The sequence below is a fragment of the Streptomyces sp. NPDC007863 genome (assembly GCF_040633895.1).
In the GTDB taxonomy this organism is placed as follows: domain Bacteria; phylum Actinomycetota; class Actinomycetes; order Streptomycetales; family Streptomycetaceae; genus Streptomyces.
The window spans coordinates 260,288-273,316 of record NZ_JBEYEI010000005.1; the positions used below are offsets into that span (position 1 = coordinate 260,288).

Sequence of the window (13,029 nt, forward strand, 5' to 3'; positions counted from 1 at the left end):
GAGCGAGCGGGCGGGACGAGCGGGCGGGCGGGACGAGCGGGCGGGCGGGAAGCGGCGGGGCTACGGGAGCGGCGGGAGGCCCGGCGCGTACGGGCCCGGGCCCGGGGTCACAGCAGGCTGCTCGTGATCCGCTTGACGCGGAACGGGACCCGGCGGACGCCGTGGACCAGGGCGGTCAGGGTGTGCGGCGACGAGGTGCGCAGGTAGTGGCCGACCACGGGGCCGAAGACGTACTGCCAGCGCGGCCAGTCGCGGCCCAGGCGGCCGAGCTGTTCGCCGATGTCGATCGCCATGACCCGGACGGTCTCCTTGGTGTACGGGTGCGTCTTGGCGATCGGCAGCTTGCGGCCGCCGAGGCGCTCGTACTGGGGGACGAGCTTGTCGATGGCGTCGAGGACGAGGTAGCGGCAGCCGAGGTTGAAGGCCAGCCGGGCGATCTCTCGGAAGAGGGCGAGGACGACGCCGGAGCCCCGGTAGTCGGGGTGGATCGCGAGGCGGGAGACCTCGACGAAGCCGCCGTTCCAGATGTGCGGCGGCAGGCCCTCGGTCTGCGCCTCGATCTCGCTGAGGGTCCGGTCGCCGCCGTTGACGACGATCCGGCCGGTGCCGACCGGCTTGTCGCCGAGCCGGCACACGATGCCGACCGCGTGCCGGTCGAGGCGGTCGCCGACCTCCAGGCTGTCGCCGACCTCGGCGAGCCGCCCGAAGTGCCGGTTGCCGGCCAGCCGGACGTCGAGCGCCTGCCGGTACGTGGCCTCGTTGGCGACCGTACGGATCGACAGGTACCGGTTCACCCGGGACGGGCGGACGCCGGCGGCCCGCAGCGCGGGGAAGCCGAACTCCGGCACCGTGCCGGCGAGGACGACGGCGCAGTCGTGTACGGACTTCCGGCCGGCGGTCCGGAAGGAGAAGCGGGCCTCGTCGCCGGACTGGCGGCAGGACGTGAGCCGGGCGGCGATCCGGCGGCTGCCCAGCCAGGGCAGCCACAGGTCGAGCGTCACGGACATGCCGGGCGCCAGCAGCCGGCCGGGGTCGTCGGCGGTGAACTCGCCTCCGTACGGGCCGAGTCGGCCGATCGTGACGCGCTGTGGCCGGGAGAAGAGGGTGGGGCTGTCGAGGCGGGCGGTGATCGGTTCCGCCAGCGTGTGGGTGTGGGCGTCGTCGCGGACGGCGGGAGGGCGGACCTCGACCCGGCCGGTCCGGTGGTCGACGGTGTGGTCGCGGCTGAAGAGGGGGACCGGGGCCCCGCCGCCGAGGCGCCGGCCGTCGCCGCGGAAGAGCAGCGAGAGGCGGGCGCCGGGCCGGATGCCGGACAGCCGGTCCGGTTCGGGCGCGGACAGGACGAGCGTCCCGTCCGCGGTGCGCTCGTCGAGGACGCACGTCACCCGCTGACGCCCGCACCGGAGCACGACCTGCGGCCGGTGCAGATCGGCCGGCCAGTACCGGTACGTCGCCGGGGCCGGCGGGTCCGCCGGGGCGGCCCGGTCCGCCGGATCCGTCGGGTCGGCCGAGGCGCCGGCCGGTTCGGCCTGGACAAGTTCCATCGTTGCTCCCTGCTGTTCTCCCGGGCGCGGACGGCCCTCGGGGGGTGTGGCCGGACCGGGGCGGCGCCGGCCGGGCGGAGCCTGGGCGGCTCCGCCCGCCGGTGGGCACGCCACCGCCGTGCCCGTGTGCCTGCCGGGCCGTCAGGCCTTCAGCTCGTCCTGGAAGAGCTGCCAGCCCTCGCTCCAGTCCCCCAGTCCGGAGGAGGCGTTGATGTGGCCGAGGCTGCCCACGTTGTGGAGGCGGGCGCCGAGCTGCCCGGCGGCGGTCTCGGCGTGCTCCAGGGATCCGTACGGGTCGTCCTCGCTGGCGACGACGACGGCCGGGAACGGCAGCGGCAGGGCGTACGCGTCGGTGGCGAAGCCCTCCGCCTGGGTGGGGAAGTTCTCGCCGGCCACGTCGGGCGCGGCGACCAGGAAGGCGGCCGTGACGTCGGCGAGGGCCGGGTTCTCGGCCTTCGCCCGGGCCCACTGCGCGAGGAGCGTGCAGCCGAGACTGTGGGCGACGACGATCTTCGGGCCCTGGACGGCGGCGAGGGCCTCGTCGAGCTCCTTCACCCAGGTGGCCGCGACGGGCTCGTCCCAGGAGGAGTGCTCGACCCAGACGGCGCGGTCGGTCTCGCGCTCGAACCACTGGCGCTGCCAGTGCTCGGGGCCGGAGTTGCCGATGCCGGCGAGGAAGACGAGGGTCGGGTTCTGGTTCGGCATGGTCGTCACACCTCGTACTCGACGCCGACGCCGTCGAAGCGCAGGCGGTCCTGGATGAAGACGGGCTGGTCGTTCTTGTCGTAACCGGTCACGAGCCCGGCCTCCATGAGCCGGATGACGATCTGGGAGCTGAGCTCCTGCTTGCCGGTCTCGCTCAGGCGGCGGATGACCTCCTTGTAGCCGAGGTCCTCCTTGAGGAGGGCCTCGAAGATCTCCCGGTGCTCCTCCTCCAGCGGCCACTTGACCATGTCGACGCCGGCCTCGTTGCCGATGACCTGCTTGCGCTGGAGCGTGAAGCCCTCCGGGTCCACCTTGTAGAAGGGCTCCAGGCGCACCTCGCCGCCGTTCCACTGGAGGCGCTTGATGCTGTTGAGGTCCTTGGTCAGGCGGCTGATCCACTGGACGCGGGCGACGTTGAGCTCGTCGTCGCTGAACTCGTCGCTCAGTTCGAGGCGCTGGTGGCGGCCGATGCCGATCATCGTGGAGGCGCGGTCGCGGAAGTCGGCGATCGACCAGTCGCTGCTGCCCTGGTCGGCCTCGACGAGGCGGTCGAACCACGCCTTGCGGCTGAGGCGCTCGTCGGCGGACTCGCTGATCCGGCGCTTGAGCCAGAACTCGGACTCCGGCTCGGTGAAGGAGGCGAAGGTGTAGAAGGAGGCCAGGAACTCGTGGTACTGCTCGTAGGTCTCGCCGTAGGTGCGGTTGTACCAGGCGTGGACCTCGTCGCTCTCGTCCGGGTTCTCGGTGATCCGGTCGATCGCGGCCGCGGCGGAGACCGCGGACTGGGTGGCGAGGTGGACGCCCTGAGAGAAGAGCGGGTCGGTGAAGCAGGCGGCGTCGCCGCTGAGGAAGAAGCGGCCGGCGGAGACGTACTCGGAGTCGTACGACCAGTCGTGGACGATCCGCACCTCGTCGACCATCTCGGCGCCGTCCAGGAGGGCGGTGGCGCGCTTGGCCTTGGCGAGGGTCTCGCGGTAGAAGCGCTCCGGGCCCAGCTCCTTGACCTCGGCGGACTTCGAGCGGTCGACGACCAGGCCGACGCTGTACAGGTCGCCCTTGAGCGGGATCATCCACACCCAGCCGTCCTCGAAGGTGATCGAGTACGTGGTGCCCTTGAGGTCGCCCTCGAAGGGGTCGGGCTTCTTGAAGTACGACCAGACCGCGAAGTTCTTGTAGAACTCGTCGTAGCGGCGGATCTTCAGCTGGCGGGCGAGCGGGCTGTGCGAGCCGCTCGCGTCGATGACGAAGTCGCTGACGACCGTGCGGGACTCCTCGCCCTGGCGGACGGTGAGCGTGACGGAGTCGGCGGCGGAGATGTCGACGTTGGTCACCGGGGTGGACTCGTGGACGGTGACGCCGCGCTCGCGGACCTCGTCGACGAGGAGCTGGTCGAACTCCTCGCGCTTGACCTGGATGGCGTGGTCGAAGACCCACGGCGAGGTGCGCGGGGTGCTGAAGGAGAACGTCCACGGGGCCTGGTCCTGGCCCCAGAGGAAGGTCGCGGAGGGCTTCTTCACGAACGCGGCGGCGTCGAGCTTCTCCTGGAGGCCGAGCCGGGTGAGGATCGACAGGGTGCCGGGGAGGAAGGACTCGCCGACGCGGTAGCGCGGGAAGGTGTCGCGCTCGAAGACCTCGACCTCGTGGCCGAGCTTGGTGAGGGTGAGTGCCGCCACGCAGCCCGCGGGGCCCGCACCGATGATGGAAACCTTCGACTTCTTCATGTGCTGTCTCCTCAGAGGGACTTGATGGTCTTGATGCGGCTCGGTGCGAGGTACGTGAGGCCGCTGGCCGCGTTCTCGAAGAGGCCGAGGCCGGCCTGGAAGCGGCAGTCGCTGCCGATGACGACCTCCGGGGCGACGGTGCACGCGAGCCCGAAGAAGTTGTCGTCGCCGACCTCGACGCTGTTGCCGCAGTGGAAGTTCGGTGCCAGGAAGTTGTTCGCGCCGAGGCGCGAGTGGTGCCCGACGCTGCTGAGGTAGTTGAGGACGTTGAAGGACCCGAGGGTCACGTTCACGCCCAGGTAGTTGTCGGGGCCGATGACGTTGCCGACGCCCTGCAGGGCCGCCGGGTCGACCCGGGAGGAGGGGTGGACGATGTTCTCGGCCGCCAGACCGTGCTTCACGACGACCTCGTCGATGAGCCGGCGCCGTACGGCCGTGTCCGAGACGGCGAGCACCACGGGGGTGCCGGGCTCCCACACGACCTCGTCGAGGCCGGTGCACAGCTCCGCCGGCGCGTGCGCCGTCTCGCCGTCCACGACGGCGTAGCGCGCGATCCGGTACGTCTCGGGTCCGGCGGCGGAGGCGTCCGCCACGTACCGGGCGACCTCCAGGGCGAACTTGCCCGCCCCGATGAAGACGAGCTCCTTCATGCGCGGATCCTCTGCTTCTTGAAACGGTCGGACACCCGCAGCTCCTCGACGAGGTTCACCTTGGCGGGCAGCTTGAAGGGCTCGACCTTGCCCTCCAGGAACTCGTGGACGTGCCGGCGGGCCTCGGCCCGGGTCATCGCGCCGCTCGGCTTGATGTCGACGCAGACGGACTGGCCGGTGATCGAGTTCGGCCGGCCGTAGACCACGCAGTCGTCGATGAGCGGGCTGCCGAGCAGGATCGACTCCAGCTCCAGCGGGAGGACCTTCTCCCCGCCCACGTTGATGACCTCCTTGGCCCGGCCCTTGACCTTGAGGAAGCCGTCCTCCTTCTCCTCGACGAGGTCGCCGGTGCGGAACCAGCCGTCCTCGGTCAGGGAGTCGTCGGGGTAGTTGAGGTACCCCATGAACTGGGTGCGGCTCTTGAGCTGCAGCTCGCCGTCGACGATCCGGTACTGCACGTTCTCGTCGGAGATCCGGAAGTACGTGCTCTCCGAGGACTCGCTGGTGGTCGCCGAGATGCCGGTCTCGCTGGTGCCGAAGGTCTGCAGCAGCCGGGCGCGCGGCAGCGCCGTGTGCAGGCGCCGCAGCAGCTCCTCGGGCATGGGCTCGGTGCCGTACGAGATCATCCGCAGGCTGCTCAGGTCGTGCTTGCGGTGGTAGTCGCCGATGAGGATGAGGTTGAGGAAGGTGGGGCTGGTGGGCAGCAGCCGGATCCCGTGCTCCTCGATCAGCGCGCAGATCTCCTCCGGGGTGCGCCGCGCGGGCAGCACCGCCGTGCCGCTGACCTTGAACACGCCGAGCAGCGAGTTGATGCCGCCGATGTGGTCGAAGAGCAGGAACATCAGGATGTTCGTGGTCCGCGAGCCGACGCGGTCGCCGGAGCCGGCCTTCTCCGCGACGAGCGTGTCGAGGTTGTGCAGGATCGCCTTGGGCGCGCCGGTGCTGCCGCTGCTCAGCAGGACGAGGCCCGCCGCGCCGGCCTCGACGAGCGGACGGTACGCCTCCGGGGTCTGCGCGCCGGGCTCGGTACCGTGCATGGGCTCGACGAGCAGCTCGGAGCCGTCGTCGGCGACCTTCACCAGGTGGCGCGGGGCGCAGGAGTCGTTGATGGTGCGCAGGGCGCCCTCGGTGAAGGCGACCAGCGGGACCACGACGTTCCGGTTCAGGTACAGGGCCAGCAGGGTGGCGATGGAGCCGAACGAGAAGTCGGAGTTGAGGACCACCGCCTCGTGCGGGGCGACGCCCCGCTCCCGCAGCCGGTCCGCCGTGGTGCGGATCGCCCGGGCCAGGTCGCCGTAGCTGTGCGTCCGCCCCTTGTCGATGACAGCGGGACGGTCTCCCAGCCGGGCGAACCTCTCCGTCAGTTCGTCGCGACGGTCCAGTTCATCGCTCATGTCAGTGGACTCCCCCCAGGAAGAGCGTTTCTCCGGTGACGAATCCGGATTGCTCGGAGATCAGGAAATCGACGGGGCCGAAGAGGTCCGCCATCGTGCACATCCGCTTGATGGCCTGCCGGTCGATCAGGGACTCGACCATGCCCGCGGGCAGGGTGCGGGTGAGCACGGTGCGCACCGGGGGCAGCCCGATGCCGTTGACGCGGATGCCGAAGCCGGCCAGCTCCTTGCTCATGACCCGGGTCAGCTGCTCGACGGCGCTCTTGCTCGCCGAGTAGGCGAGCTGCCCGTCGAGCGCCCACGGCACGGCGACCGTGGAGACGTTGAGGATCGCCGACGAGGAGCCGGGGCTCTTCTGCAGCAGCTTGGCCGCCTCGCGGCAGGAGTTGAGCACCGCGAAGAAGTTGATGTCGAAGATGTCCCGGACGGTCTTCTCCGGGGTCATCATGAAGTGGTTCATGCTGGACGTGCCGGCGTTGTTGACGAGCGCGTCGAGGTGGCCGAACTCCCGTCGCACCTCGCGGAACATGGCGCGCAGCGCCTTCGCGTCGGTGAGGTCCACCTCGTGGTGCCGGTAGCCGGGGTGGTCGACGGTGGACGGCCTCCGGCTGCAGCCGACGACCTGGTGGCCCTGTTCGACGAGGTGCTCGGCGAGCGCCTTGCCGACCCCGGACCTGGTGCCGGTGACAAGAATGTTCATCGTCGTCAGTGCAGCCGGTAGCCGATGAGCAGGGGAAGCGAGTACAGGGCGGGCCGCATGTCTTCGGGCTCCAGGGTCTTTGACTTGAACTGCGACGGGACCGCGCGGGGGACCAGGCGGGAGAACGCGGGCGGCGAGGCGGCGGCCGCGGTGTCCGCGAGCTCCGCTTCGTCGATGACGGTGAAGGCGAGGCCGAGCCGGAGGCACCAGCGGATCCGCAGGTGGTCGAGCGCCTCCAGGAGCATCGGCTTGTCGCTGACGTACAGGAGGCGGCCGAAGGGCACGAACCGGCGCAGGCGCAGCTTCTTGAGGATCACGTACAGGTACTCGGAGCTGTCCTTCCTGGTGATCAGGAAGTGCCGACAGCGGAGGTCGGCGTGGTCGAGGAAGATCCGCCGGTCGGCCTCGTCGAGGTGCTGCGCGATGACGTGCTTGCGGGTCTCCACCTTCCAGCCCCGGCCGAGGCTGCGCGGCGTCGGCACCGGCAGGAACTGCCGGACGCCGGTCTCCAGGTCCGCCCAGCCGAACTTGGCGCTGATGTCGTACACGGACTGTGTGGGCGTGTAGTTGACCAGGGTCACCTTGCGCAGGGACGTGACCGGCAGGAAGAGCTTGAGGCTCTCGTTGCGGTACTCCTCCTTCACGTACCAGCTGTGGATCTCGCAGAACTTGTGGGGCTCGCCCCGCACCTCCCGCTCGGTGAAGAGCGTGCCGAGGAAGCCCACGACCTCGTCGCCGTCCTCCATGACGTAGCCGTAGTAGCCCTCGCTGCCGCCCCAGACCGGCTGGAACATCCGCCGGCGCCACTCGAAGGGAATCCACGCCGAATTCAGCGTCGATCCCTTGAGGAGCAGGTAGACCTTGTACAGGTCCCCCTCCAGGGCCTTTCTCACCGTCACCGACATGTTCTCGCCTCTCCGCGGAAACCGGGCCGTCAGGCCGCGGTCTTCTCCGCGTTCTCGTTCATCTCTTCCTCGATGAACTCGATGAGCCGGCCGACGCTGCTGAAGGGGCTCACCCGACGGGAGACGGCCTTCTCCGAGGTCAGGGAGATCTCCACGTCGAATTCGTCCTCGATCGCCTCTTCCACGAGCGTGAGGAAGTTGACGAGGTGCATCGAATCGAAGACGCCGGCGTCCCCGTAGAGGCTGACGTTGAGGAGGTCACCGGTGGGGATCTTCTCGTCCCGCCGCTCGTTGACCTCCGCCACGACGTTCCCGATGAGACCGACAAGACGCTCGCGCATCGTTCTTCCCTTTCTGGTCCAACGCACTCAAGGCATTCAAGGCATTCAAGAACCGGGGAAGCTTCGAAGCTTTCGACCCGGGGCAGGAAAGCGGTCCTGGACGGACCGAGAACTCCCCTTCCCGGCCCGAGGCAATAAAGCGCGCACCCCCTCCGGAACGGCCCCCGAAGAGGCTTCCGGATCCGTGGGGATCGGCGGCGAGTGATTTCTATACGCACTCGGTGGCCGAGATCCAGTGGGTTGTCCGCATGACGAGACCTTCCCGAGATCTTTGTCCGGTTTCGCCGCCGAAGTGGTCTGACGCATCTGCGACTGTCGCGGATGCGGCACCCGGAACCGGTGTCTCCACCGCGCCCCGTGCACCAGAGTCGTCGGTGTCAGCAGGCGGCGCGTCCGCCGACCCCCGACGTGAGGAATCCAGCTGTGCCCCGTCCCCGCACCGCATGGTCGCCCGTCGTCCTCAGCGCCCTCGTCGTGGCGCTGTGCAGCATCGGCCTCGCGAAGGGCGGTGCGGGCCACGGCACGTCCGGCCCGGCCGGCCTCGCCGCCGACAGCTCCGGCGCCGTCCCGCTCGACCTCGGCTGGGACTGAGCCGGCGCCCCCGCAGCCACCGACGGGCACGGAGACTCCCCCTCCCGTGCGCCGGACACCCGACGTCCCGTCCCCCGGCAGTGGCCCCGACGACGCAGCCCACCGAGACCGGAACCCATGACCACGACACCCGGCACCGTCCCGCCGCAGAACATCGATCTCGCCGAGGCCGTGCTGCTCACCCTCGCCCGCCTGGGCTTCGCCCACTTCACGGGAGTGCCCTGCGCGATGCTCCAGGGGTTCTTCCGGCTCCTTGAAGACGCGCCGCGGAGCCCGTATCCCGAACTCCGCGACCTCGTCTACGTGCCCGCGCCGCACGAGGACGCGGCCATCAGCATGGCGACCGGCATGGCCCTCACCGGCGGTGACGCCGCCGTGTTCCTGGCGCACACCGGGCCCGGCCACGCGCTCGCCGGCCTCACCGCGCTGAACCAGGCCTACGAGGTGCCGCTCCTGATGGTCGTCGGACGCCCGGGGAAGGGCGCCGTGGAGGAATCCGACGGTCTGGTCGACCAGTTCGCCCCGCCCGGCGTCGTCCTCGACCCGCTGCGTCCCGAGGAGGCCGTCGGGGAGTGCTACCGGCTCATGCAGCGGACCCGGCGCCCCGCCGTCCTGATCGTGACCGAGCCGCTGTGAACCGGCTCAGGAACCGGGCGCCGGCTCGTCCTGCCGGAACGACTGGTCGAGCAGCCCGTGCTTGTGGATCAGATAGCCCGCGTGCAGCCGGTTCCGCGCACCGAGCCGGGTCATGATCTCCGAGAGGTGCCGCTGGCAGGTCCGGATGGACACGCCCAGCTTCCGGGCGATCACCTTGTCGTCGTCGCCCTCGACCAGGAGACGCAGCAGCGCCTGCTTGAACTCCTCGGAGGCGTCCACCACTTGGGCCCGCTGCTGCTGCAGGGGGAACTCGGCGGCGGCGTTCCAGGTGTTCTCGAAGATCTCCGTCATGAACTCCAGGACGCTGCACTCCCGGACCACCACCGCGCCGTGCGGAAGGCCCGGCAGGTTGATCAGCGCCGCCTCGCGGTCGAAGAGCAGCAGCCGGGACACGACCCCACTGGCGATCCGCACCTCGGCGCCCAGCTCGCTCACCATGCGCACGTAGTCGACGGTCGTGCCGTCGAACCGGGCGGAGTGCTGGTAGAGGGTGCGCATCCGCACCCCGCGCCGCAGCAGCCGCACCGTGCGGTCGTGCGCCTCCGAGATGCTGCCCGGCGGGCGGCTGCCGCCCGGCTGCACGGTGAGCACCTCGTCCTTGGCGCGCGCCGCGAGTTCGGTGATCACCTGCCGGGTCGTGGCCAGGTCGGAGAGGTACTGGAAGGCCGGCTGCTCCAGCTGTGCGAGGACCCCGGACTCGTACGCCGGCATCATCGCCAGGATCCGGGCGAAGGACTGGCTCATCTCCCGCTGGCTCTCGCGCAGTTGGCGGATGGCCGGCATCAGGAGCTGCGCGCCGGCGGTGGCCGGCGGGACCGCGCACAGGCGGGTCCCCTCGGCGTCCACGCTGCGCAGCAGCCTCAGTTCGCGGAGGGTCCTGACGACGTCCCGCGCGGTCTCCTGGGGGGCGTCCAGGACCTGCGTCAGTTCGTCCTCCGTCACGTGTTCCCGGGGCACCGCGTACGAGTAGGCGGCGTACTCCAGCTGCGCCTCCCCGGTGGCGTGCATCAGTTCAAGCCGCGCGACAGTCATGCAACCAGCCCCTCAATCACTGAGATCAGAACCAGCTCGCCCCGTTGCGAACCCCCTAGTTACCTGCGGGTTCTGCAGAGCGTAGAAGATCCGGCGGAGAATTCCAGGTCCTTCCACCATCCGAACAACGCCCCGGCGGTGTCCGGTTCCCGGCCCCCAGGCGGGGCCGGGGGCGGGCCGCGTCAGTAGTAGTGGCGCATGATCTCGGTGGCCCAGCCGGGCTGGGCCGTGGCGCCGCGGGGGCCGAACTCCGTCATGTAGGGCTTGATGTCGAGCACCGGGGTGCCGTCGACCGCGTCCAGCCCCTCCACGTGCACCTCGCGTCCGTCGACGCGCAGCAGCCTGCAGCGGGACACCCCGAGGCGGTTCGGGCGGTTCTTGCCGCGCTGCGCGAAGATGCCGACCAGCGGCCAGTCGGTGTTGCCGCGGGGGTGCCGGGCGCCCGTCTCCACCTTCTCCGCCGGGACCCGGTCGAAGTGGTAGACGACCTCCACGTGCGAGAAGGCGTCGAGTCCGGCGAGCGCGTCCGCGCCGAACCGTTCGTCCAGGCGGATCACGGCCGCCACCCCGCCCCACTCGTCGTCCAGGACCTCGGCCCGGCCTCCGACCACCCGCCCGACGGGCTCGGAGACGATCTCCACGGGGGTGCTGTTCTCGGTCATGCGCGCGCCGGCCTTCCACGAGACGGGACGATCACGGAACGGGATCCCGGAGCAGGAACCCGAACGGAACTCGAACGCCTCACCGTACGCCGGAAAGGGCGTGACCCGGATCACTCCTCCGGACCGTCACGGCTGTCACGGACGGCGGGGCCGCGCGGTCATGGGGGTGTAGCCATCTGGAGGTTGACCATGAGGATCCTGCTCGCCGGTGCCACCGGCGCCATCGGCCGCCCGCTGACCCGCGCCCTCGTCCGGGACGGGCACGAGGTGCTGGCCCTCGCCCGCTCGGACGGTTCCGCGGCGACGGTACGCGCCCTGGGCGCCACGCCCGTGCGGGCCGACGCGCTCGACCGGGAGGGACTGCTGCGGGCGCTCGACGGACTCTCCGCCGACGCGGTGGTCCACCAGCTGACCGCGCTCAAGGCGCCCAAGCTGAAGCTCACCGCGGACGACCCCAGCAACGTGCTGCGGGAGCGCGGCACCGCGCACCTCCTGGAGGCGGCGGGCGTGCTCGGGGCGGGCCGCTTCGTGACCCAGTCGCTGGTCCTGGGCTACGGCTACCGCGACCACGGCGACCGTCCGGTCACCGAGGAGGACCCGTTCGGGGTGCGCGGCGGCACGGTCGCGGACCATGTGATCACGGGGCTCGTCGAGGCGGAGGGCCGGCTGTTCGCCGCGGACCACGTGGCGGGCACGGCCCTGCGGTACGGCGTCTTCTACGGCCCCGGCACCTGGTTCGACCCGACGCCCGGCACCCGGCCGTTCCCGGTCCCGAGGGGCGGCGGCGGCACCATGTCGTGGGTCCACGTCGAGGACGCGGCCGAGGCGACCGTCGCCGCCCTGGAGCGGGGCCGCGCGGGCGAGGCGTACAACATCGTCGACGACCGTCCGTCGACCTGGGGCGAGCTCTCCGCCGCCCGCGGCGGACGCCGTCTCGTCCTCCCCGGCCGCCTCCTGCGCCTCGCCGTCCCCTACCTGGGCTCCCTCATGCTCGACACCCGTCTGCGCGTCTCCCACGCCAAGGCCACCCGCGACCTCGGCTGGACCCCCCGGTACCCGGACCACCGCGCGGGGATGCGGGCGTGACCGGCGGGGCGGGGGTCAGGCGGCGGCCCGCCTGATGAGGGCCTCGACGCGGGCCTCGACCTCGGGGGTGAGGGTGGTGAGGGCGAAGGCGGTGGGCCACATGTCGCCCTCGTCGAGGGCGGCGGAGTCGTTGAAGCCGAGGGTGGCGTAGCGGGCCTTGAACTTGGCGGCGCTCTGGAAGAAGAGGACGACCTTGCCGTCCTTGGCGTAGGCGGGCATGCCGTACCAGGTCTTGGCGGCGAGCTCGGGGGCGGCCTTCTTGACCAGGGCGTGGATGCCCTCGGCGAGCGCGCGGTCGTCGCCGGTCATCTCGGCGACCTTCGCGAGGAGGTCGGCCTCGGCGTCGGCGGCCTTGCCGCGGGCCTTGGCGGCCTTCAGCTCCTTCGCCCGCTCCTTCATCGCCGCCCGCTCGTCCTCGGTGAAGCCTTCGTTCTTCGTCGCCTTGGTGGTCATGACCGGTCCCCTCGTTCGTCGTTTCCGTGGATGTCCTGCGCTGGTTCCAGGCTAGGTTCGGGCGTTTCCCGGTGCTTCTCCGAAACCGACCGGTCGCCGTCCTCCCGTTCCCGGAGCCGTAGCGCCTCGGTGCGGGCCCGGGCCCAGCCGGGGCGGCACATCAGCGGAGTTCCTGAATGCGGATCAGGTTGCCCGCCGGGTCGCGGAAGGCGCAGTCGCGGACGCCGTAGGGCTGCTCGGTCGGCTCCTGCACGACCTCGGTGTCGCCGGCGGAGACCTTCGCGAAGACGGCGTCGAGGTCGGGGGTGGCGAGGAGGATCCAGCCGTACGTGCCCTTCGCCATCATCTCCGTGATGGTGCGGCGCTCCTCCTCCGTGATCCCCGGGTCGACGGCCGGCGGCGCGAGGAGGATCGAGGTGCCGGGCTGTCCGACGGGGCCGACGGTGATCCAGCGCATCTTCCCCTGGCCGACGTCGCTGCGGACCTCGAATCCGAGGACGTCGCGGAAGAAGGCGACGGACGCCTCGGGGTCCTCGTGCGGGAGGGCGGTGGTGTGGATGGTGATGTCCATACGGCCGACGGTAGTTC

General features: G+C 70.8%; 15 protein-coding genes. 3 read left to right on the forward strand and 12 right to left on the reverse strand.

Features of this window, described 5'->3' with window-relative positions:
• Window positions 1–107: 107 nt before the first annotated feature.
• The 8 genes from ABZ621_RS10385 to ABZ621_RS10420 form a co-directional block, all read right to left on the reverse strand.
• On the reverse strand, window positions 108–1,544 hold the full coding sequence (locus ABZ621_RS10385) for a GNAT family N-acetyltransferase (protein ID WP_360602713.1): 1,437 nt from the start codon (window positions 1,542–1,544) through the stop codon (window positions 108–110).
• Between the two features lie 141 nt (window positions 1,545–1,685).
• Entirely contained in the window at window positions 1,686–2,249 is a 564-nt protein-coding gene (locus tag ABZ621_RS10390) for an alpha/beta fold hydrolase (RefSeq protein WP_360602715.1), read from the reverse strand.
• 5 nt (window positions 2,250–2,254) lie between these two features.
• A complete protein-coding gene (gene cmlS / locus ABZ621_RS10395; protein WP_360602717.1) occupies window positions 2,255–3,970 on the reverse strand; it encodes a chloramphenicol-biosynthetic FADH2-dependent halogenase CmlS in 1,716 nt (571 codons plus the stop codon).
• An 11-nt stretch (window positions 3,971–3,981) separates the two neighbouring features.
• A complete protein-coding gene (locus ABZ621_RS10400; protein WP_360602719.1) occupies window positions 3,982–4,620 on the reverse strand; it encodes a hypothetical protein in 639 nt (212 codons plus the stop codon).
• Entirely contained in the window at window positions 4,617–6,014 is a 1,398-nt protein-coding gene (locus ABZ621_RS10405; protein ID WP_360602721.1) for a long-chain fatty acid--CoA ligase, read from the reverse strand. The genes ABZ621_RS10400 and ABZ621_RS10405 overlap by 4 nt, the downstream gene beginning before the upstream one ends.
• A gap of 1 nt (window position 6,015) precedes the next feature.
• Window positions 6,016–6,714 (reverse strand): SDR family oxidoreductase, encoded by a 699-nt coding sequence (locus ABZ621_RS10410; RefSeq protein ID WP_360602723.1) that lies wholly within the window; start codon window positions 6,712–6,714, stop codon window positions 6,016–6,018.
• Between the two features lie 5 nt (window positions 6,715–6,719).
• On the reverse strand, window positions 6,720–7,613 hold the full coding sequence (locus ABZ621_RS10415) for a GNAT family N-acetyltransferase (RefSeq protein ID WP_360602725.1): 894 nt from the start codon (window positions 7,611–7,613) through the stop codon (window positions 6,720–6,722).
• Window positions 7,614–7,648: 35 nt separating this feature from the next.
• Window positions 7,649–7,960, reverse strand: a complete 312-nt coding sequence (locus tag ABZ621_RS10420) for a hypothetical protein (RefSeq protein ID WP_360602727.1) — start codon at window positions 7,958–7,960, stop codon at window positions 7,649–7,651.
• A gap of 423 nt (window positions 7,961–8,383) precedes the next feature.
• Here ABZ621_RS10420 and ABZ621_RS10425 point away from each other — a divergent pair, with 423 nt between their 5' ends.
• On the forward strand, window positions 8,384–8,551 hold the full coding sequence (locus ABZ621_RS10425; protein ID WP_360602729.1) for a hypothetical protein: 168 nt from the start codon (window positions 8,384–8,386) through the stop codon (window positions 8,549–8,551).
• A gap of 117 nt (window positions 8,552–8,668) precedes the next feature.
• Entirely contained in the window at window positions 8,669–9,187 is a 519-nt protein-coding gene (locus ABZ621_RS10430; protein WP_360602731.1) for a thiamine pyrophosphate-binding protein, read from the forward strand.
• A 6-nt stretch (window positions 9,188–9,193) separates the two neighbouring features.
• On the opposite strand, the gene ABZ621_RS10435 is transcribed toward ABZ621_RS10430, so the two are convergent.
• Window positions 9,194–10,240 carry a helix-turn-helix transcriptional regulator gene (locus tag ABZ621_RS10435; protein WP_360602733.1) on the reverse strand — a complete coding sequence of 349 codons (1,047 nt, stop codon included), beginning with the start codon at window positions 10,238–10,240 and terminating at the stop codon, window positions 9,194–9,196.
• 182 nt (window positions 10,241–10,422) lie between these two features.
• On the reverse strand, window positions 10,423–10,902 hold the full coding sequence (locus tag ABZ621_RS10440; RefSeq protein WP_360602735.1) for an SAM-dependent methyltransferase: 480 nt from the start codon (window positions 10,900–10,902) through the stop codon (window positions 10,423–10,425).
• Between the two features lie 189 nt (window positions 10,903–11,091).
• Here ABZ621_RS10440 and ABZ621_RS10445 point away from each other — a divergent pair, with 189 nt between their 5' ends.
• A complete protein-coding gene (locus ABZ621_RS10445) occupies window positions 11,092–11,988 on the forward strand; it encodes an NAD(P)-dependent oxidoreductase (RefSeq protein ID WP_360602737.1) in 897 nt (298 codons plus the stop codon).
• A gap of 15 nt (window positions 11,989–12,003) precedes the next feature.
• Here the strand turns inward: ABZ621_RS10445 and ABZ621_RS10450 are convergent, their stop codons facing one another.
• On the reverse strand, window positions 12,004–12,441 hold the full coding sequence (locus ABZ621_RS10450) for a hypothetical protein (protein ID WP_360602738.1): 438 nt from the start codon (window positions 12,439–12,441) through the stop codon (window positions 12,004–12,006).
• Between the two features lie 160 nt (window positions 12,442–12,601).
• The gene (locus ABZ621_RS10455; protein WP_360602740.1) at window positions 12,602–13,012 is read right to left on the reverse strand and encodes a VOC family protein; all 411 of its coding nucleotides are present in this window, start codon (window positions 13,010–13,012) and stop codon (window positions 12,602–12,604) included.
• Window positions 13,013–13,029: the final 17 nt, after the last annotated feature.